24 protein-coding genes are annotated in these 19839 nt (G+C 69.1%); 15 read left to right on the forward strand and 9 right to left on the reverse strand.

Annotation, left to right across the window (positions count from 1 at the left end; genetic code table 11):
* Position 1: 1 nt before the first annotated feature.
* Positions 2–619, reverse strand: a complete 618-nt coding sequence (gene phnH / locus AruCF_RS19705; protein ID WP_049075515.1) for a phosphonate C-P lyase system protein PhnH — start codon at positions 617–619, stop codon at positions 2–4.
* Between the two features lies 1 nt (position 620).
* Positions 621–1091 carry a phosphonate C-P lyase system protein PhnG gene (gene phnG / locus AruCF_RS19710; RefSeq protein WP_049075517.1) on the reverse strand — a complete coding sequence of 157 codons (471 nt, stop codon included), beginning with the start codon at positions 1089–1091 and terminating at the stop codon, positions 621–623.
* Positions 1092–1275: 184 nt separating this feature from the next.
* Here phnG and phnF point away from each other — a divergent pair, with 184 nt between their 5' ends.
* The 4 genes from phnF (at position 1276) to phnN (ending at position 4614) form a co-directional block, all read left to right on the forward strand.
* Positions 1276–1998, forward strand: a complete 723-nt coding sequence (gene phnF, locus AruCF_RS19715; RefSeq protein WP_049075519.1) for a phosphonate metabolism transcriptional regulator PhnF — start codon at positions 1276–1278, stop codon at positions 1996–1998.
* 98 nt (positions 1999–2096) lie between these two features.
* Positions 2097–3293, forward strand: coding sequence for an alpha-D-ribose 1-methylphosphonate 5-triphosphate diphosphatase (locus AruCF_RS19720; protein WP_049075521.1), 1197 nt, complete (start codon positions 2097–2099; stop codon positions 3291–3293).
* 2 nt (positions 3294–3295) lie between these two features.
* Positions 3296–4039, forward strand: coding sequence for a DUF1045 domain-containing protein (locus AruCF_RS19725; protein ID WP_063569210.1), 744 nt, complete (start codon positions 3296–3298; stop codon positions 4037–4039).
* Complete coding sequence (gene phnN, locus AruCF_RS19730; protein ID WP_049075524.1) at positions 4036–4614, forward strand: phosphonate metabolism protein/1,5-bisphosphokinase (PRPP-forming) PhnN; 579 nt, start codon at positions 4036–4038, stop codon at positions 4612–4614. Before AruCF_RS19725 ends, phnN begins: the two co-directional genes overlap by 4 nt.
* Positions 4615–4675: 61 nt before the next feature.
* Here the strand turns inward: phnN and AruCF_RS19735 are convergent, their stop codons facing one another.
* The gene (locus AruCF_RS19735; protein ID WP_049075526.1) at positions 4676–5635 is read right to left on the reverse strand and encodes a LysR family transcriptional regulator; all 960 of its coding nucleotides are present in this window, start codon (positions 5633–5635) and stop codon (positions 4676–4678) included.
* A gap of 106 nt (positions 5636–5741) precedes the next feature.
* Here AruCF_RS19735 and AruCF_RS19740 point away from each other — a divergent pair, with 106 nt between their 5' ends.
* From AruCF_RS19740 to AruCF_RS19750, 3 genes are read left to right on the forward strand one after another with little or no spacing between them, the layout of a single operon-like run.
* Positions 5742–7574, forward strand: a complete 1833-nt coding sequence (locus tag AruCF_RS19740) for a gamma-glutamyltransferase family protein (protein WP_049075528.1) — start codon at positions 5742–5744, stop codon at positions 7572–7574.
* A 56-nt stretch (positions 7575–7630) separates the two neighbouring features.
* Positions 7631–8602, forward strand: coding sequence for a Bug family tripartite tricarboxylate transporter substrate binding protein (locus AruCF_RS19745; protein WP_049075530.1), 972 nt, complete (start codon positions 7631–7633; stop codon positions 8600–8602).
* Positions 8599–9090, forward strand: a complete 492-nt coding sequence (locus tag AruCF_RS19750) for a GAF domain-containing protein (RefSeq protein WP_049075531.1) — start codon at positions 8599–8601, stop codon at positions 9088–9090. The genes AruCF_RS19745 and AruCF_RS19750 overlap by 4 nt, the downstream gene beginning before the upstream one ends.
* Before the next feature lie 31 nt (positions 9091–9121).
* On the opposite strand, the gene phnE is transcribed toward AruCF_RS19750, so the two are convergent.
* The 3 genes from phnE to phnC form a co-directional block, all read right to left on the reverse strand.
* A complete protein-coding gene (phnE, locus tag AruCF_RS19755) occupies positions 9122–9916 on the reverse strand; it encodes a phosphonate ABC transporter, permease protein PhnE (RefSeq protein WP_049075532.1) in 795 nt (264 codons plus the stop codon).
* Between the two features lie 77 nt (positions 9917–9993).
* The gene (gene phnD / locus AruCF_RS19760; protein ID WP_049075533.1) at positions 9994–10974 is read right to left on the reverse strand and encodes a phosphonate ABC transporter substrate-binding protein; all 981 of its coding nucleotides are present in this window, start codon (positions 10972–10974) and stop codon (positions 9994–9996) included.
* Between the two features lie 29 nt (positions 10975–11003).
* Positions 11004–11846 carry a phosphonate ABC transporter ATP-binding protein gene (phnC, locus tag AruCF_RS19765; RefSeq protein WP_049075534.1) on the reverse strand — a complete coding sequence of 281 codons (843 nt, stop codon included), beginning with the start codon at positions 11844–11846 and terminating at the stop codon, positions 11004–11006.
* 196 nt (positions 11847–12042) lie between these two features.
* Between phnC and AruCF_RS19770 the strand changes: the two genes are divergently transcribed.
* The 5 genes from AruCF_RS19770 (at position 12043) to AruCF_RS19790 (ending at position 14784) form a co-directional block, all read left to right on the forward strand.
* On the forward strand, positions 12043–12474 hold the full coding sequence (locus tag AruCF_RS19770; RefSeq protein WP_049075536.1) for a GFA family protein: 432 nt from the start codon (positions 12043–12045) through the stop codon (positions 12472–12474).
* Positions 12475–12539: 65 nt separating this feature from the next.
* A complete protein-coding gene (locus AruCF_RS19775; protein WP_049075538.1) occupies positions 12540–12905 on the forward strand; it encodes an ArsR/SmtB family transcription factor in 366 nt (121 codons plus the stop codon).
* Complete coding sequence (locus tag AruCF_RS19780; protein ID WP_049075540.1) at positions 12898–13437, forward strand: SRPBCC family protein; 540 nt, start codon at positions 12898–12900, stop codon at positions 13435–13437. The genes AruCF_RS19775 and AruCF_RS19780 overlap by 8 nt, the downstream gene beginning before the upstream one ends.
* 616 nt (positions 13438–14053) lie before the next feature.
* Positions 14054–14317 (forward strand): translation initiation factor IF-1, encoded by a 264-nt coding sequence (gene infA / locus AruCF_RS19785; protein WP_049075541.1) that lies wholly within the window; start codon positions 14054–14056, stop codon positions 14315–14317.
* Positions 14318–14481: 164 nt separating this feature from the next.
* Positions 14482–14784 carry a hypothetical protein gene (locus AruCF_RS19790; RefSeq protein WP_049075544.1) on the forward strand — a complete coding sequence of 101 codons (303 nt, stop codon included), beginning with the start codon at positions 14482–14484 and terminating at the stop codon, positions 14782–14784.
* Between the two features lie 13 nt (positions 14785–14797).
* Here the strand turns inward: AruCF_RS19790 and AruCF_RS19795 are convergent, their stop codons facing one another.
* The 3 genes from AruCF_RS19795 to mog are packed head-to-tail and all read right to left on the reverse strand — an operon-like array spanning position 14798 to position 16716.
* Complete coding sequence (locus AruCF_RS19795; RefSeq protein WP_174655162.1) at positions 14798–15682, reverse strand: peptidoglycan DD-metalloendopeptidase family protein; 885 nt, start codon at positions 15680–15682, stop codon at positions 14798–14800.
* The gene (locus AruCF_RS19800) at positions 15682–16029 is read right to left on the reverse strand and encodes a hypothetical protein (RefSeq protein WP_049075546.1); all 348 of its coding nucleotides are present in this window, start codon (positions 16027–16029) and stop codon (positions 15682–15684) included. Before AruCF_RS19800 ends, AruCF_RS19795 begins: the two co-directional genes overlap by 1 nt.
* 39 nt (positions 16030–16068) lie before the next feature.
* Positions 16069–16716, reverse strand: coding sequence for a molybdopterin adenylyltransferase (gene mog / locus AruCF_RS19805; RefSeq protein ID WP_049078010.1), 648 nt, complete (start codon positions 16714–16716; stop codon positions 16069–16071).
* A 201-nt stretch (positions 16717–16917) separates the two neighbouring features.
* Between mog and AruCF_RS19810 the strand changes: the two genes are divergently transcribed.
* The 3 genes from AruCF_RS19810 to AruCF_RS19815 all read left to right on the forward strand — a co-directional run bounded on the left by AruCF_RS19810 (position 16918) and on the right by AruCF_RS19815 (position 19824).
* The gene (locus AruCF_RS19810; RefSeq protein ID WP_049075549.1) at positions 16918–18042 is read left to right on the forward strand and encodes a D-alanyl-lipoteichoic acid biosynthesis protein DltD; all 1125 of its coding nucleotides are present in this window, start codon (positions 16918–16920) and stop codon (positions 18040–18042) included.
* Between the two features lie 37 nt (positions 18043–18079).
* Positions 18080–18205, forward strand: coding sequence for a hypothetical protein (locus AruCF_RS30140; RefSeq protein WP_020926707.1), 126 nt, complete (start codon positions 18080–18082; stop codon positions 18203–18205).
* A 143-nt stretch (positions 18206–18348) separates the two neighbouring features.
* On the forward strand, positions 18349–19824 hold the full coding sequence (locus AruCF_RS19815; RefSeq protein WP_049075550.1) for an inorganic phosphate transporter: 1476 nt from the start codon (positions 18349–18351) through the stop codon (positions 19822–19824).
* Positions 19825–19839: the final 15 nt, after the last annotated feature.

Raw genomic sequence — 19839 nt, forward strand, 5'->3', positions numbered from 1 at the left:
GTCAGCTCTCCACGCGCGTGCCGCGAGGCAGCGCGCACAGTTGCCGCCCGTGCGTCAGGAACACGTCGACGCCCAGCGGGAAACGTTGATGGTTGATGCGCCAGTCGCGCCAGAAGCCGTCCGGCAGGCCGGCGGCGCGCAGCGCCTGGCGGCTCTGGATGCCGGGGCCGGTCAGCGTGACTTCGGCGCCGGTGTCCAGCGACGCGACCTCGATGAGCAGCGTCGTGGACAGATCCGGATAGGCCGGGTCGCCGGGATGGCACGACGCCAGCGCGGGCGCGCTGCCGCCCGCCGGCACCGCCGCGAAGCGCGCTAGAGAGGCCGACGGCACCATTGGGCAGGCGCAATGGAAACGCAGGAAGTCGAGCACGCCGGCGTCCAGGCCCTGCGGCAGCCACAGCGGCGTGTCCACGTCCACCAGCGTCAGCAGCAGCGCGGTCAGCGCCGGCGACAGGCCGGCCGGCACGCCGCTGGCGGCGGCCACTTCGTACACGCGGCCCGGATGCGCCATGGCGTTGAGCGCGGTGCGGAAGGTGGCCTGCGCGTCGTTCACCGGGTCCGCGAAGCCCGGCAGCAGCTTGCGGCTCGCGGCGGCCGCGCCAAGAAGTTCTTGATGCATGTCAGTCCTCGCCTCGCACCATCGTGAAGAATTCAACCTTGGTCTGCGCGGCGACGCGCGCCTGGCGCTCGACGCGCTCGGCGCGTTCGCGCGCCAGCGGCTGGATCAGCTGCGCCTGCACCGTGTCGTGCCAGTCGGGCAATTGCAGCAGCGCGTCGGCCACCGCGGCCTGCTCGGCATGGCGCAGCGAACGGCCCTGCACGTAGGCGATGCCGACCACGCCGTTGCCCAGGCTGACGGCGCAACGTGTCACCGTCATTTCGCCCAAGTTGAAACGCGCGCCAGTGCCGCCGCCCCGGGCCCGCACCATGGCCATGCCGGTCTGCGCCGGGCGCAGCATCTGATGCGAGGGCACCCCGCCGAGCGAGCCGAAGGCCCCTTCCAGCATGGCGGGGTCGGCCAGTGCCAACACCCGCATCCAGGCGGCCCGTTGCGCCTGGATTTCCCCCGGCGCGGTTTGTGGATGGTCCATTGTTTCCTCTAAACGTCTAGACGACTGGATGAAGTATGATCGCGTTCGGAAGCAAGTTCAACAGCCTGGCGTGAATTTTTGATGACAGTTGCGGCGGGGACGCATTGCCTATCCCGCGTCCGCCGCTTGGTGCACAATCACAGCCATTCTTGATGAAGCTGATATGACAGCACGAGCACATCCCATGGTCGAAAGAGGTTCCGGTATCGCCGTGTGGCGACAGATTGGCGAATCGCTGGCGGACGACATCCGCAACAAGCTGTACATGGCGGGCGAACAGTTGCCCTCCGAACCGGAGCTGGCCGCCAAGTTCTCCGTCAATCGCCACACCATCCGGCGCGCCATGGGCGAGCTGGAACAGAGCGGGCTGGTGCGCATCGAGCAGGGGCGCGGCACCTTCGTGCAGGAACACGCCATCGACTACGCCATCGGCAAGCGCACGCGCTTTTCCGAGAACCTGCGCAGCCAGGGCATGCTGGGGCACCTCGAAGCCCTGGGCAGCCAGACGCTGCGCGCCGCCGACATCGCCAAACACCTGGGCCTGGCGCGCAATGCCCCGCTGCTGCGGGTGCAGATGGTGGGCAAGGCCGAGAACCGCCCCATCAGCACCTCCGAGCACTACTTCGATGAAAAGCGCTTCCCCGACTTCATCGAGCGCCTGAACGCGCTGCGCTCGGTCTCGAAGGTCTACGCCCACTATGACATCGGCGACTACACCCGCAAATGGTCGCGCATCACCGCCACCCTGCCGTCGCCGGAAGTGGCGCGCATCCTGGGTCAGCCCAAGACGCGCCCGATCCTGCAGGTGGAAGCCCTGAATGTGGACCAGGCCGGCGCGCCGTTGCAATACAGCATCACCCGTTTCGTCGGCGACCTGGTCCAGCTCATGGTGGCCGACGATAGTTGAGGACGATGCGCGGCGGCCGCGCGCGGCCGCTTGCGCCGACCTGCGATTCCACTCATCTAGACATCTGGTTGTAATGCTACGCCGCTAACTTTCCATTCATGAACCCAGCACACGCCCCCTCGCCCCTGGCCGGTGTCACAGGCCAACGTATCCTGACCCCGCGCGGCATCGAACACGCCAGCCTGCGATTCCATGGAGGACTGATCGACGACGCCAGCAACGCGGCCGCGCGCGGCGCGGCCTGGTTCGACGCCGGCAATCTGCTGGTGCTGCCCGGCATCGTCGACCTGCATGGCGACGCCTTCGAACGCGCCATCATGCCGCGCCCCAGCGTCACGTTCCCCTACGACGGCGCCCTGTTCGACGTTGACCGCCAACTGCTGGCCAACGGCATCACCACCGAATTCCACGGCGTCACCCTGTCCTGGGAAGGCGGCCTGCGCGGCGAGGCCTACGCCGAACGCATGTTCGCGGCGCTCGAGCGCATGGGACCCATCATGGGCGCGCGCCACTATGTACACCTGCGGTTCGAGACCCACCACGTGGGCGGGGTCGAGACCGCGCAGCAATGGATCCGCGACGGCCGCGTACGCTTCCTGGCGCTCAACGACCACCTGCCCAGCATGGCGCGCCGCCTGGGCGACGACCGCAAGCTGCTGCAGTACGCCGACCGCGCCGAATGCGACCTGGACACCTTTCAGGAACGCATCCGCCGGGCCATGGGCGCGGCCGACTCCGTGGCCGACGCCATGCGCGAGCTGACCGCCAGCGCGCAGGCCGCCGGACTGCGGGTCGCCTCGCACGACGACCCCGACGCCGCCACCCGCCGCTATTACCACCAGCTCGGTTGCGGCGTGGCGGAGTTCCCGCTGACGCGCGACGCCGCCAGCGTGGCCCGCGACCTGGGCAACTCGGTCGTCTTCGGCGCGCCCAACGTGGTGCGCGGCGGCAGCCACACCAACGCCCCCAGCGCCACTGAAATGATCCGCGCCGGCCTGTGCGACATCCTGACCTCCGACTACTACTATCCCGCGCCGCTGGCCGCCGTGCTGCGTCTGGCCAACGACGGCGTGCTGCCGCTGGAACAAGCCTGGAACCTGGTGTCGCTGAACCCGGCCCGCGCCGCCGGCCTGCAGGATCGCGGCGCGCTGGCGCCCGGACTGATCGCCGACGCCATCGTGGTCGATGACCAGGTGCCCGGCCTGCCGCGCGTCTGCGCCGCCATCGTCGGCGGCGAACTGCGCTACGCCACCCGCGCCTTCGGTGACGACCGCAGCCAGCGCATGGCGGCCTGATCATGCCGTCGGCCCACCGCTACGCGCTGTACCTGGCCCCCACCGGCCCCTGGCGTGAACTCGGCAGCCGCTGGCTGGGCCGCTGCGCCGACACCGGCGCGGCCCTGCCGCCGCTGCCCGGCCAGCCGGAGGCCGCGCGCGACTGGACCGAGGCGCCGCGCCATTACGGCCTGCACGCCACGCTGAAGCCGCCGTTCCGTCTGCGCGCCGGCGCCACGCCGCGGGACGTCGACGCCGCCGCGCGCCGACTCGCCGCCGGCGACAGCGCCTTCGCCATCCAGCTCGAATGCGAGCCGCTGCGCGGCTTCCTGGCCTGGCGCATCGCAGCCACCGACGCGGAGGGCCGCGCCCGCATCAACGCCCTGGCCGCCGCCGCCGTGCGCGGCCTGGACGACCTGCGCGCGCCCGCCACCGCCGACGAACTGGCCCGGCGCCAGGCGCACGCGCTGTCGTCCGAACAGCAAGCCATGCTGGCGCGCTGGGGCTACCCCTATGTGTTCGACACCTTCACCTTCCACATCACGCTGACCGGCAAGCTCGACGGCGCCGCGCTGGAGCAGGCGCGGGCCGGCATCGCGGCGTTCGCCGATCCGCTGCGCGGCCAGCCCATGGCGGTGCCCGGCGTCAGCGTCTATGTCCAGCCACAAGCGGGCGCCGACTTCATCGTCGCGCGCCACTATCCCTTCGATGGCGGCCACGTCGACGCGGCGGGCGCGGCCTACCTGCAAGGACCGGCGACGGCATGAACCCGCCCGTTCCCGCCAGCGGCGAACGCCTGGTCTACCTGATGGGCGCCTCCGGCAGCGGCAAGGACACCCTGCTGCGGCGGCTGCGCGCCGGGCTGCGCGACAACGAACCGGTGCTGGTGGCGCACCGCTACATCACGCGCGACAGCGGCGCCACCGAAGACGCACTGTGCCTGAGCGCCGAGGAATTCGCGCGCCGCGCGGCACTGGGCTGTTTCGCCCTGCACTGGGCCAGCCATGGCCTGCGCTACGGCATCGGCATCGAGATCGACACCTGGCTGGAGGGCGGCGCGGCCGTCATCATCAATGGTTCGCGCGCGCACCTGGCCGAGGCGCACCGGCGCTATCCGGCGCTGACCGCGGTCGAGATCACGGTCGACCCCGCGCAACTGGCGCGGCGGCTGGCGGCGCGCGGCCGCGAAACGCCCGAACAGATCGCCCTGCGCCTGCAACGCGCCGCGCAGGACTTCCCCGTCCCCGAGGGCTGCCGCCTGCAGCGTGTCGGCAACAACGGCGCGCCGGAAGCCGCCACCGCCGAACTGCTGGATATCGCCCGCGGCCGGCTGATCGCGTAGCCCGCGCCGGCATCACCGCGAAACGGCCGCCGCGGAGCCACGGCCGCGCCGGCCGGGCGCCTCACTCCCGCGGTCGAGCGTCCGGCCCCAGGTCGGCGCACAGCTCCAGCAGGATGTCGGAAAAACACTCCTCGGCCGCCAGCGCCTGCTCGCGCCGGCGGCGGATCAGGTTGATCGGCGGCAACTCCCAGCCGAAGTCCCACGGCACCATGCCCAGCTTGCCGCGCTGGCACAGCTCGCGCGCGATGTCCTCGGGCACCACCGACATCAGCGCGGGGTTGGCGCTCAGCATGCCCTCGATCACATCGGTGGAATAGGCTTCCAGCACCGGCGCCGGCGAACGCAGGCCGGCGCGGATGAAGTGTTCGACGATCAGCTGGCGCGTCGGCGTGTTGACCGCCGGCAGCACCCAATCCATCCGCGCCACCGCCGGCCAATCCGCCTCGCGCCGCGCCAGGCGCTGCGCCAATCGGCTGTGCGCGATCAGGCGCGGCCGCTGGCGGTACAGCACGCGATGGGTCAGGTCATCCTGCGCCAGGGTCGAGGTCGCCCGGCTGATGATGCAATCGAGCTCGTGCCGCCGCAGCATCGGCACCAGGTGGTCGGTGGTGGCGCGGTGCAGCGTCAGGGTCACGCCGTGGCGCTGGTGCAGCCGGCCGATGGCGGCGGTCAGCAGCGCGCTCGACACGTACGGCACCACACCGACATGCAGATGCGCCGCGCGGCCGTCGTGCAGCGCCTCGACCTCGCGCGCCCACAGGTCCAGGTCGCCCTGCATGCGACGGGCCCGCACCAGCGCCAGTTCCCCCAGCGGCGTGGGCTGCATGCCGCGCCCGGTGCGCAGGAATAGCGGCGCGCCGAAGATGTCCTCGAGCTCGGCCAGCGCCTTGGTGGCGGCGGGCTGGCTGATGCCGGTGGCGGCCGCCACGCGGGTCAGCGTGCCGTGCTTGGCGATATTCGCCAGCAACACCAGATGGCGGTGGCGCAGGCGGTTGGCGAGTCGGGCGGCGTCCCAGGTCAAGGCGGTCTACTCATAACTGATTGGTTATTCAATTATGCCAACAATGGACACATCAGTTATTTCACGATCCTATACTGCGCCGTATCCTCATCCCGCCCGACCGCCCATGTCCGACTTCACCACCCGCCCCGAAATCCGCGGCACTTTCGGCGTCGCCTCATCCACCCACTGGCTGGCGTCGCAGGTCGCCATGGGCGTGCTGGAGCGCGGCGGCAACGCCTTCGACGCCGCGGTGGCCGGCGGCTTCACGCTGCAGATCGTCGAGCCGCACCTGAACGGCCCCGGCGGCGAAGTGCCGATCCTGCTGTGGAGCGAACGCGAAGGCCGCATGCGCGCGCTGTGCGGCCAGGGGCCCGCGCCGGCGCTGGCAACGCCGGCCTACTTCCGCGGACTCGGCGTGGACCTGGTGCCCGGCATCGGCCTGCTGCCCGCCACCGTGCCCGGCGCTTTCGGCGCCTGGTTGACGATGCTGCGCGACTACGGCACCTGGGAACTGGCCGACGTGCTGCGCCCGGCCATCGACTACGCCCGCAACGGCTTCCCGCTGGTGCCGCGCATCTCGCAGGCCATCCTGGCGGTGCAGGCCCTGTTCCGCGAAGAATGGACCAGCTCGGCCGCCGTCTGGCTGCCCGACGGCAAGGTGCCCGCGCCCGGCGCGCTGCTGCGCACGCCGGCCATCGCCGCCACCTACACCCGCATCCTCGACGAAGCGCACGCGGCGGCGACCGACCGCGCCGGCCGCATCGACGCCGCGCTGGCCATCTGGTATCGCGGCTTCGTCGCCGACGCGATCGACGCCTACTACACCCATGAAGCGGTGCGCGACACCACCGGCCAGCGCAATCGCGGCCTGCTGCGCAAGGCCGACCTGGCCGACTGGCGCGCCCGCTACGACGATCCGGTCACGCTGCAATACGGCCGCTACACGGTGGCCAAATGCGGCGTCTGGTCCCAAGGCCCGGTGCACCTGCAGCAGCTGGCGCTGCTGCGCCACCTGCAAATGGACGGACTGGACCCGGCCTCGCCGCAATTCGTGCACCGCATCGCCGAGGCCGCCAAGCTGGCCTTCGCCGACCGCGCCACCTGGTACGGCGATCCCGATTTCGTCGACGTGCCGTTGGCCGCGCTGTTGAGCGACGACTACGCCCGCGCGCGCGCCGCCGCCATCGGCCCGCGCGCCGCCACCACGCTGCAGCCCGGCTCCCCCGGGGGCCGCGCGCCGCGCCTGCCCGACCTGGAAGCCGCCGCCCGCACCCTGGCCGCGTCCGATACCCGCTTCGGCGTGGGCGAGCCGACCTTCGCGGCGCTGCCGCCGGTGGCGGAATGGGCCGCGCGCGAGATCTTCGTCGGCGACACCTGCCAGATCGACGTCATCGACCGCGACGGCAACATGGTCGCGGCCACGCCGTCCGGCGGCTGGCTGTCGTCCAGCCCGGTGGTGTCGGCGCTGGGCTTCCCGCTCACCACGCGATTGCAGATGACCTGGCTGGACGAGGGCGTGCCCGGCCAGCTGCAACCCGGCAAGCGGCCCTGCACCACGCTGTCGCCCGGCCTGGCGCTGCGCGACGGCCTGCCCTACATGGCCTTCGGCACGCCCGGCGGCGACCAGCAGGACCAGTGGACCGTGTCCTTCTTCCTGCGCCACGCCATGGGCCTGAACCTGCAGGCGGCGATCGACGCGCCGTCCTGGCACATCGACCATTTCCCGGGCTCGTTCTGGCCGCGTTCGCTGACGCTGAACCGCCTGACCGTCGAAGGCCGCCTGCCCGAAGCCACGCGGCAGGCGCTGCGCGAGGCCGGCCACGACGTGCGCGTCGGCCCCGACTGGTCCGAAGGCCGCATCAGCGCCTGCACCCGCGAACCGGCGGCCGGCGGCGGCCTGCTGCTGCGCGCCGCCGCCAACCCGCGCGGCATGCAGGGCTACGCGGTCGGCCGATGAACCATTTTTCCATCCAGCCGGCGCACAGACCGGCCACATCACAAGGGGTAAACACCATGAAGACCATCCGACGACTGTTGCGCGCCTGCGCCCTCACCCTGGCCTGCGCCGCGCCCGCGCTGGCGCACGCCGCCTGGCCCGAAAAGCCGATCACGCTGATCGTGCCGTGGGCCGCCGGCGGCTCCACCGACATCCTGGCGCGCGTGCTGTCCGAAGGCCTGACGCAGTCGCTGGGCCAGCCCGTCATCGTCGAGAACCGCTCGGGCGCCTCGGGCAACATCGGCAGCACCTTCGTCGCGCGCGCCAAGCCCGACGGCTATACGCTGCTGGTCGGCTCGATGAGCACCCACACCATGAACCAGGCGCTCTACGGCAACATGCCGTTCGACGGCGTCAAGGACTTCACGCCCATCGCCGAACTGGCGCTGGTCACCAATACGATGGTGGTGCATCCCTCGGTGCCGGCCAGCAACGTCAAGGAGTTCATCGACTACGTCAAGGCCAATCCTGACAAGGTGGCCTACGCCTCGGCCGGCCAGGGTTCGACCAACCACCTGAGCGCCGCGCTGTTCGAGAAGGCCGCCGGCGTGAAGATGATGCACATCCCCTACCGCGGCGGCGCGCCGGCTGTGCTGGATACGGTGGCCGGCCGCACCCAGGTGCTGTTCAGCGCCGGCACCCAGACCCTGCCGCACGTGCAGACCGGCAAGCTCAAGCTGCTGGCCGTCACCGAGGAACAGCGTTCGCCGCTGCTGCCCGAGGTGCCGACCGTGGCCGAGACCATGCCTGGCTATGAACTGTCGGTCTGGTACGGCGCCTTCGGCCCGGCCGGCATGCCGCCCGAACTGACCACGCGCCTGAACCAGGAGATCAACAAGATCCTCAAGCGGCCCGACGTCGTCAAGAAGATGGGCGACATGGGCGTGCTGCTGCTGGACACCACCCCGGAGCAGTTCGGCCAGGTGCTGGCGCGCGACGCCGACAAGTACGGCAAGCTGATCAAGGAACTGGGAATCACCGCCGAATGAGCCTCACGTCCGACCCCCTCGAACGCCTGGCGCTGGCCTATGACGGGGCCTCGGCCCCGGCCGCTTTCGCCGCGCTCGACGCGCATGCCCACGCCACGCTGGCGCACACGCTGTGCACCATCAACCGCCATGACGCCGAACGCATGCGGGTGGTGCGGCTGTACAGTTCGAACCCCGCCGCCTATCCGCCCGGCGGCAGCAAGGACAAGCGCGGCACGGCCTGGGGCCGCCACGTGCTGCTCGAACGCCAGGTCTTCATCGGCGAGGGCGTCGACGCGATCCGCGAATTCTTCGACGACCATGACGCGATCCAGGCGCTCGGCCTGCAATCGGTGATCAACGTGCCGGTGGTGTTCGACGGCGCCTGCCTGGGCACCGTCAACTTCCTGATGCCGCGCGCGGCGCTGACGCCGGCCGACATCGCCGCCGCCCGGCTGGCGGGCCTGCTGGCCCTGCCGGCCTTCCTGGCGCTGACGCCGGCCGGTTGAAATGCGGGGCGCGCCTCGGCGCGCCCCGGGCTCAGATCAGCGCGCGGCGGATGCGGGCCGAGGCCATGTCGATCACCACCACGAAGCCGACGATGATGATCATCACCGCGCAGGTCTCGGCGTAGCGGAAGCTGCGGGTGATTTCCCACAGCACGGTGCCGATGCCGCCGGCGCCGACGATGCCCACCACCGAGGCCGAGCGCACGTTCGACTCGAAGCGGTACAGCGAGTACGAGATCCACAGCGGCAGCACCTGCGGGATCACGCCGTAGACGATCTCTTCGAGCGCATTCGCGCCGGTGGCGCGCACGCCTTCCACCGGGCGCGGGTCGATGGCCTCGACCGCCTCGGAGAACAGCTTGGCCAGCACGCCGGTGGTGTGCACCCACAGCGCCAGCACGCCGGCGAAGGGCCCCAGGCCCACCGCCACGATGAACAACATCGCGAACACCATTTCATTGATGGCGCGGCAGGCGTCCATCAGGCGCCGCATCGGCTGGTAGACCCAGGCCGGCACCATGTTCGACGAGCACAGCAACCCCAGCGGCACCGCCACCACGATCGCCAGGAACGTGCCCCACACGGCGATCTGCACCGTCACGATCATCTCGTCCAGATACATGCGCCAGTCGCGGAAATTGGGCGGAAAGAAGTCGGCGGCGAACTGGGCCATGTTGCCCGAGTCCCGCAGCAGGTCCAGCGGCCGCATGTCGGCGCCACGCCACGACATGACCAGCAGCGCCAGTACAAAGGCCCATACGAGCAGGACCGGCAGCGACGAGCGCGGGGCGGCGGGGGAACGGGAAGAAGGCACGGCCAGGGTCATGGGGATTCCGGAATAGAAAAATCGGATGGACGCGGCGCCGGCGCTTGAGGGGCAAGCGCCAGCGCCGCGTGGCATCGTTACTGCTTGGCGGTCGGCTGGCCCAGGCTGGCCAGCTTGGCGTCCAGGTCCGCCAACTGCTTCTGCTTCTCGGCCTGGCCGATGGTGGCATCGGCCTCGATCTTGGCCTTTTCACGCGCCAGTTCGATCTGGCGGATCGGCACCAGTTGCTGGTTGTCCGAGGCGCGGAAGCCCTGATAGGTCAGCGCCTTCAGGTTGGCCATTTCGCGCGCGGCGTCCTTGCCCTTGCCGTAGTTGACGAAGAAGTCGCGGATCTTGGCCTTCATGTCGGCCGGCAGATCGGTGCGCATGACCAGCGGGTCGGCCGGGATCAGCGGCGACTTCCACAGGATGCGCACGCTGTCGTTGGCGTCCTTGCCGGTGCTCAGGCGATAGCGCTCCAGCGCCTCGGTGTTGTTGACGGCCACGTCGACCTGCTTGTTGATGACCGACAGCAGATTGGTTTCGTGGTTGCTGACGCGCACGGCCTTGAAGAAGGTCTTGGGTTCGATCTTGTTGGCGGCCCACAGGTAGTAGCCCGGCACGGCGGTGCCCGAGGTCGAGTTGGGGTCGCCGGCGCCGTAGGTCAGCTGGCCGCGGCGCTTGAGCAGGTCGTCCAGGGACTTGATGTCGCTGTCCTTGTTGACGATCAGCAGCGACCAGTAGCCCGGGTTGCCATCCTTGTCGATGACGGACGCGAACACTTCGCCGCTGGCGCGGTCCACCGCCTCGATGGCCGACTTGTTGCCGTACCAGGCCAGCTGCACCTTGTTGAAGCGCATGCCTTCGATGATGCCGGCGTAGTCCGAAGCGAAGAACGGTTTGACCGGCACGCCGATGGCGCGGCTCAGGTCGTCGATGACGGGCTGCCAGACCGACTTCAGGTTGGTCGACGATTCCGTCGAGATGATGCCGAAGTTCAGCGTCTTGGCGTCTTGCGCATGGACTTGCGTGGACAAGGCGGCAGCGGCGATCAGGGCAACAAAGGTTCTGCGTAGCATGGAAAGCTCCGGGTAGGGAACGGGCGGGGTCAGGCCGCGCAGGCCTGTTGGGAAAGCGGCGCCAGGCACGGCAGGGGCTGGGCTTGCGGCGCGTATTCGGGAAGCAGTTCGCTCAGTTCCGAGCCGTACAGGTCGCGCAGCATGGCCGGCGTCAGCTCGGCCGAGGGGCCGTCGTAGACCACCTTGCCGTGGCGCAGCGCCACCACGCGCGGGCAGTAGCGCAACGCCACGTCAACCTGGTGCAGCGAGACCACCACGGCCACCTTGCGGCTGCGGTTGATGTGCGCCAGCGTGTCCATCACGCGGCGCGAGGATTCCGGATCAAGCGAGGCGATCGGTTCATCGGCCAGGATCACGCGGGCGTTCTGCACCAGCGTGCGGGCGATGGCGGCGCGCTGCTGCTGGCCGCCGGACAGCGTCGAGGCGCGCTGAAATGCGTAGTCGTCTATACCAACCTGGGCAAGCGCGTCGAGCCCCTGGCGCACTTCGGCCCGCAGGAACACGCGCGTCAGGCTGCGCCACATCGGCACCCTCGGCAGCAGGCCGGTCAGCACGTTGGTGATGACCGGCAGGCGGCCCACCAGGTTGAATTGCTGGAACACGAAGCCGATGCCGGCGCGGGCCGCGCGCACATTCCGCGACAGGCGGCCATGGCGCTGGATCAACTGGCCGTTGACCGTGACGCTGCCCTGCCCGGCATCGCCGACCACGAAGCCGGCCAAGTGGCGCAGCAGGGTGGACTTGCCGGAGCCCGAGGCGCCCAGCAGCGCCACCATCTCGCCGTCGGCCACGCGCAGGTCGACGTTATCCAGCGCCCGGGCGCCGGGATGGAAGGACTTGCTCAGCCCCTGTACTTCGATGGCGTAGGTCATCGTTGAATCCCCTTGGAATGGTTCATTCGCGCATTCTGTTTGACGGCATGACAGCGCGATGACCCGGGAATCGAATCATTTGGCGGAAAATAGGGGCCATGGCAACCGACTGAAAGACATCCGTCACATAAGGCCGCGCCACCGTCGCGGGTGGCGGGTATATTCAAACAATCCCCCCTTTCGACAGGCGGTCATCATGCTCAACGGTTCCTGCCTTTGCGGCCGTGTTGCCTACCAGATCACCGGCCCGCTCACCGACGCGCTCAATTGCCATTGCGCCATGTGCCGCAAGTCGCATGGCGCCGCGTTCCGCAGCCGCGCCACCGTGCAGGCCAGCGACTTCGCCTGGACCAAGGGGGAAAGCCACGTCACCTGGTATTGCTCGTCGCCGGGCAACTACCGGGGCTTCTGCGAGGCCTGCGGCACGCCGCTGCTCAGCCGCTTCGACCAGACGCCCGACATCTACGGCCTGCCGCTGGGCGCCCTGGACGATGACCCCGGCATCAAGCCAGGCGCGCACTGTCATGTGGCGAACAAGGCGCCCTGGTTCGACATCACCGACACCCTGCCGCAATACCCGGATGCGTTCGAAGGCGCCGAAACGTCCCTGCCGCACGCGGTCACCTGAACGGTTACACAGAAATTCAACCAGACAGTTGAATTGAAATGGCAAGGCGGGATATATTCAACCTTATGGTTGAATCATTGCCTCCCCCGTCCCTGGATGCCGTCTTTCGCGCGCTGGCCGATCCCACGCGCCGCGACATGCTGCAGCGCCTGGCCGGCGGAGACCGGACCATCGGTGAACTGGCCGCGCCCCTGCGCATGAGTTTCGCCGGCGCCTCCAAGCACGTGCAGGCGCTGGAACGGGCCGGCCTGCTGCGGCGGACCGTCAACGGCCGCAGCCACGTGTGCAGCCTGAATCCGGCCCCGATGGCCGAAGCCATGCAATGGCTGCGCTTCTATGAACATTTCTGGTCGGGCCGGCTGGATGCGCTTGAAGCCGCGCTGGCCGCCCATGCGCCCCCGACCGCCTCCCCGGAGAGCCAACATGAGTGATTACGGTGTCGTCACCAGCCCCGCGTCCCTTTGCTTTACCCGCATCCTGCCCGCCAGCGTGGAACGGGTCTGGGCCTTCCTGACCGAACCCGACAAGCGCGGGCAATGGCTGGCAAGCGGCGACATGGAGCTGCGCGAAGGCGGCGGCGTCACGCTGCGCTTCGTGCACGCCGACCTGTCGTCCGTGGCCGAGCCCACGCCCGAGCCCTACAAGCCCTATGAAAACGGTGTCACCACCCATGGCCTCATCACCCGTTGCGAGCCGCCGCGGCTGCTGGCGTTCACCTGGGGGGGCTCGCAGGGCCAGCCTTCGGAGGTGACGTTCGAGCTGTCGCCGGAAGGCGACGGCACCCGCCTGGTGCTGACCCATCGCAAGCTGGCCTCGCGCGCCGACATGATCGATGTCGCGGGCGGCTGGCATGCGCACCTGGGCGTGCTGTCCGCGCGCCTGGCGGGCCGCGAGCCGGGCCCGTTCTGGTCGGCGCTGCTGCGTTGGGAGAAGGACTACCAGGCGCGCATCCCCGCGCAATAAGGGACGCCATGCCCTCCGCCCCGCGCCCGCCGGCGCGGGGAAAGCGCCAGCCGCTACTGCCACGGCCGGATCCGCCGCCGCGCAGTCGTTCAATAGCAACTATCACGCCATCCCGGCAGATAAAAACTGGCTAATCATTGCGCTTTGCAGTAACATAAGTCCGTGATTTTTCCGCAAAAACCGGGCTTCGTTCACAACATTGAGTGCCAACCTTCGGTGGCAGTCTGAGTACCTGCCCGCAGTCGCGGGCCATGCCGGACTTTCGCCCGGCATTCCTGCAACGCTGCAACCGGTTTTCTTGGGTGAAACCTGCCCTTGCCCCGTGGCGCAACCGCGTCGCCCGGTATCGCAGCAGACACTCCAACCCGCTTCTTCCGGCGACGCGCCACAAGCGCCGATCCGCGACCAAGCTGCGCATCACGCGCACACAGCCCTCGCGGCGCGAGTATCCGTCATTTCAGACATCCACTTGGGATGCCGTGGCCCATACCCGCGCTTGCCCGGACGTTTTACGTTCAACCGCTGGACCTGGCCAACAGAGTCCGACGCGCTCGCCATCCCCGGGTGGCGCGCCATGCCGACGGCATGGCGGCGCGTATTGATCAAGGAGTAGAGAATGGCTAAAGAAGAACTCATCGAACTGGACGGCATCGTCGACGAAGTGCTGCCCGATAGCCGCTACCGCGTCACCCTGGACAACGGCATCGAAGTGGGCGCCTACGCCTCCGGCCGCATCCGCAAGCACCGCATCCGCATCCTGGCCGGTGACCGCGTCACCCTGGAAATGTCGCCGTACGACCTGACCAAGGGCCGCATCAACTTCCGCCACAAGGACGAACGCGGTCCCGCCCCGAGCCGTCCCCCGCAGCACCGCCGCTGATCGGCGACGGCCGGCGCCCGCCGGCCTGTCGCCCCCCCCACGGCGGGCGCCTCGCGGGCTTAAACTCGCGCGCGCCATGCCGTAGTAATGCGCAAGACCCCGGTTCGTGAAAGAATGGCGCTCCTCCGGCGCCAGGCCCGGCGGAACACGCATGACGCAGCAAGATGGATCTGACACAGGAACTGAAAGACGCGGCCGACCAGCTTTCTCTGACGCGAAGACGCTTCGCCAAGGGGGAGGAAGGCCTGCGCCTGCTGCATCAATCGCGTGAAGCGTTCATCAACAGCCTGCGCAACACCGGCCTGACCTACGCGGAAGCCAAGATCAAGTACGACAACTGCCTGGACGAACAGGAAGTGCAGTTGCACGACATGCTGGAAAAGATGCGCTACGCCGAGCGCATGCACCAGTACATCCTGCACCGCATCGCGCTGCAGCAGCCGGCCCAGGCCGCCACGCCCGCCTGAAGGCCGTGCCCGCTCAGGGTTTGAACGCGCCGATGAAGATGGCGGGATCGACCCGCGCATCGTTCAGGCTGACATTCCAGTGCAGGTGCGGACCGGTGGCCCGGCCCGTGGCGCCAACCTTGCCCACTACCCCGCCCCGGGCGACCGTGTCGCCCACCTTCACGTCGATCGCCGACATGTGGCAGAACATGCTGACGAAGCCCTGCCCATGGTCCAGGAACACGGTTTTGCCGTTGAAGAAATAATCCCCCACCAGCGACACCACGCCCGCGGCCGGCGCCTTGATCGGCGTGCCGGCCGGCACCGCGAAATCCAGGCCGGAGTGCGGATTGCGCTCTTCGCCGTTGAAGAAGCGGCGCAGCCCGAACGGGCTGGACAGCCGGCCGCCGCTGACGGGCCGGTCCAGCAACAGATTGCTGGGCGTGACGCCGGCGCGATAGGCGCGGTTGGCGGCGCTCTGTTCGGCCATTTCGCGCTCGATGCGCTTCATGTCGTCGGGATCGGGGTTGACCTGGCGCGGGTTTTTCAGCGTGATGTGTTGCGCCACGTACTCCTTGGCGCGCACGGTGAACGGCAGCTGGCGCGTGCCCGCGCCATCGCGCACGGCTATTTCCTGCTGGCCGGGCTTGACCGCCAGCGGAATGCCGACCACGGCGATCCATTGCCTGCCATCCTCGCGCACCACCAGCACGCGGCGGTCGCGGTAGGTGACCTCGGGCGCCGTCGCGGCGTCGCCCAGCGCCAGCACGGCAACGCCGCCCGGCACCGGCGCATTGAGCTTGCGGCTGATGAAGCCGCCCGGCTGCGCGGCCGGCGCCTGCTTGGCGCGCGCCGGCAGGGCCAGGCACACAGCCGCCGCGGCCAGGCCCAGCCGCAGCATGTCTCGGCGTTGCGGCATCACTGTTGCAGACACAGGTTGGCGGGTTCGATCAGGCTCTGGTCGCGCCGCGCAATACGGGTCGACAGGCGGGCCTCGGTCTTGCCCTTCCAGGTGGTGGTGGTCAGCACCGCCTCGACGCCCAGGCTGTCCGACTGGATCAGCTCGAAGCCATTGCGCACCGGCTTGCGCTCGAAATTCACGTTCAGGCTTTTCCAGGCGTCGGCCACGCAGTTGGTGTAGTCCTCGGCCGTGCGCTGGGTCGACCCGTAGAACACCGGATCACGGTCGCGGACGTCTTTGACGTTGGCGCAAGCCGACACGGCGAGCACGACGGTGGCAAGGGACAAGGCGGTGCGGACCTTCATATCTGGACTCTCTGGCAATCAATGGAAAGAGGCGGCCAACTATACCGCAGCGTCCGGCGACGGTTGCGGCCGGCGCGCCGACTTGGGGCGGAAAGCGGCGATGACCTCGGGACGGGTCTCGGCATACGGACCGCCGATCAGGTCGATGCAATAGGGAATGGCGGCGAAGATGCCCGGCACCAGCACCGAGCCGTCGTCGGCGCGCAGGCCTTCGAGAGTCTCGCGGATCGCCTTGGGCTGGCCCGGCAGGTTGACGATCAGCGCGGCATGCGACGGCCGTTCGCGGATGACGGCGACCTGCCGCGACAGGATCGCCGTGGGCACGAAGCGCAGGCTGATCTGGCGCATCTGCTCGCCGAAGCCCGGCATTTCCTTGGTGCCCACCGCCAGCGTGGCCTCGGGCGTCACGTCGCGCCGCGACGGGCCGGTGCCGCCGGTGGTCAGGACCAGGTCGCAGGCGCAGGTGTCGACCAGCTCGATGAGCGTCTCGGAAATGCGCGTGGCCTCGTCCGGGATCAGCCGGTCCACCGCCTGCCAGGGCGAGGCCAGCGCCCCGTCCAGCCATTCACGCAGGGCGGGCAGCCCCTGATCCTGGTAGGCGCCGGCCGAGGCGCGGTCGGAGATCGACACCAGGCCGATGATCAGTTCGTCGGGATGGCGGCGGGCGATGCGGGCGGGAGCGGTCATGGGATACGGACGCAAAGGAAGTCGGACAAGGGATGCTATCGCATTCTCCGCCCGCCGGCCTGGCGGCGGCCGGCCCCGCGCCTGTGGCAAAAAGGGGAATCCCCGGGTTTGCGCGCTTGTCGCGCTCATGGCGGCTGGCTAACATCCGCTCACATTCTCTTCTTCCACCCCGACCCGCGCGCCGCGCCTTCCTGGTTTCTCATGTTCACACGCACCCTCGGGCAGCATGCGCTGGCGGCGGCGCTGGCCCTGGCGGTCGCGCTGGCCGCGGGCTGGGGCGCCTGGCATACGCTGGCGCTGCGCACCGGCCCGGCGCCGGCCGCGGCCACCGGCGTCTATATCCACAACCTCGGCAACACCCTGCAGGACCAGACCCGCAACCTGTCGCGCCTGAGCCAGGCGCTGCGCACCGGCGACCGCCTGGTGGTGCTGGGCTCGTCCGAGCTGACCAGCACCGATCTGCGCTTCGTGCCCTACCGCTTCCTGGCCGACGAACTGCGCATGCCGGTCATGGCCTACGGCCATTCGGGCTTCCAGTCGCTCGGCATGCAACTGGTGCTGGCGGCGCTGGCGGATGACCTGTCACCGGCCTCGCGCGTCGTGGTCATGGTGTCGCCCGGCTGGTTCGATGGCGACGGCGGCCTGGGGCCGGATGAATTCCGCGAACACGCCAACCCGCTGCTGCCGCGCCTGGTGCGCCAGCCCGAAGGCCGCGAACAACTGGCGCGCTGGCTGCGCGACAAGGGCGACGCCCGGGTGGCGTGGTCGATGGCGGCCGAACAGGCCTATGTGTTCCGCCAGCGGCTGGTCGACCTGTGGACGCCGGCCCATGCGGCGCCCGCGCCCGAGGCGGAAGCCGAGGGCCCGACGGCCGCGGCCCGGGTGGTCGACTGGGACGCCCTGGCGCGCGAGGCGCAGGAGGCCGAGCAGACGCAGATGACGCGCAACCGCTACGCCGTGCGCGACGAATTCTTCGATAAGTACCTGCAGGCGGTGCCGGCCGGCGGCAAGACCGCCTTCCTGCCGCGGCCGCTGACCGGCAAGGACGAATTGCGCGAGCTGGAGGCGCTGATGCGGCTGCTGCGCAACCACGGTGTCAACGCGCTGTTCGTGATGCAGCCGCTGCACCCGCTGGTGTTCAAGGACCTGGACCGCTTCGGCCCCATCCAGCGCCAGGTCGACGCGCTGTGCGCGCGCTACGCCATGGCCTGCATGAACATGTACGACGCGCCCTACGAAATCGGCACCCTGCGCGACGTGCAGCACCTGGGCGAACTGGGCTGGCTGCGGGTCAACCAGCGCATCGCCGAGGTCTTTCGCCCGTGAGCCCGGCTCCCCTATTCCCGAACAAGGACACCGCGCGATGAGAAAAACCCTGTGGCTGTGCCTGCTCTACCTGGGACTGCTGGCGGTCATGATGATCCAGGCCGACACCTCGGCCAACCTGGGCAAACCGCTGGAAATCGAGTTCCAGTACCAGAAGTTCTAGCTTGCCGCGCCAGCGGCGCTGGCCGCCGGGGGCGGGCGGTCGGTTTGCCGGACACGGGGAACGGCGAAAGTTGCCTGAAGCAACCGGGGACAGGTCACAAATCTGTAATAATCTGGGCCTCCGCCGGAACCTCCCCCGCCTCCATGTCCACCCTCTTTCATGGCCTCGACCTCTGGGTTGGCCTCAGCCTTGCACTGGCCCTGACGTTCGTCCTGGCTTTCGAATTCATCAATGGCTTCCACGACACGGCGAACGCCGTCGCGACGGTCATCTACACCAAGGCCATGCCCCCGCACCTGGCGGTGGTGCTCTCCGGCATTTTCAACTTCCTCGGCGTGCTGCTGGGCGGCGTGGGCGTGGCCTACGCCATCGTCCACCTGCTGCCGGTGGAACTGCTGATCAACGTCGATACCGGACGCGGGCTGGCCATGGTGTTCGCCATGCTGGCCGCGGCCATCGCCTGGAACCTGGGCACCTGGTATTTCGGCATCCCCGCCTCCAGCTCGCACACGCTGATCGGCTCGATCCTGGGCGTGGGCCTGGCCAATGCGCTGATCACCGACCTGCCGCTGGCCGATGGCGTGAACTGGGGCAAGGCGATCGACATCGGCGCCTCCCTGGTGGTGTCGCCGGTGGCCGGCTTCCTGGTGGCCGGCGGCCTGCTGCTGGCGCTCAAGCGCTGGCTGCCGCTGTCGAAGATGCACAAGACGCCCGAGCAGCGCCGCGCCATCGACAACAAGAAGCACCCTCCGTTCTGGAACCGCCTGGTGCTGGTGCTGTCGGCCATGGGCGTGAGCTTCGTGCACGGGTCGAACGACGGCCAGAAAGGCATCGGCCTGATCATGCTGGTGCTGATCGGCATCGTGCCCGCCAACTTCGTGCTCGACACCAATAGCACCACCTACCAGATCGAGCGCACGCGCGACGCCGCCACCCACCTGAGCGCGTTCTACCAGCGCAACGAAGCCATGCTGGGCGACTTCCTGGCGCTCAAGCGCGCCGGCTCCGCCTCGGACCTGCCGCGTAATTTCCGCTGCGATCCGGAATTGACCCTGCCCACCATCGACGCGCTGCAGGCCGACCTGCACGGCGTCAGCAACTACGCCGACCTGCCCGCCGCCAAGCGCATCGATGTGCGCCGCTACCTGCTGTGCCTGGACGACACCGCCAAGAAGGTGGCGCGCATCGAGGGCCTGCCGGCACGCGAGCGCACCGACCTGCAACGCCTGCGCGCCGACCTGACCGCCACCACCGAGTACGCGCCCTTCTGGGTGATCGTGGCGGTGGCCCTGGCGCTGGGCGCCGGCACCATGGTCGGCTGGCGCCGCGTGGTGCTGACGGTGGGCGAAAAAATCGGCAAGCAGGGCATGACCTACGCCCAGGGCATGTCGGCGCAGCTGACCGCGGTCGGCGCCATCGGCCTGGCCAACGTCTTCAGCCTGCCGGTGTCCACCACCCACGTGCTGTCGTCCGGCGTGGCCGGCACCATGATCGCCAACAAGAGCGGCCTGCAGGGCGGCACGGTGCGCAACATCCTGCTGGCCTGGATCCTGACCCTGCCCGCCTCGATGCTGCTGGCGGCCGGCCTGTTCTGGGTCGGCGTGCAGATCGCCGGCTGACCCTGGTTCGGCCGG

Source organism: Achromobacter ruhlandii (assembly GCF_002082135.1).
Classification (GTDB): Bacteria; Pseudomonadota; Gammaproteobacteria; order Burkholderiales; family Burkholderiaceae_B; genus Achromobacter; species Achromobacter ruhlandii.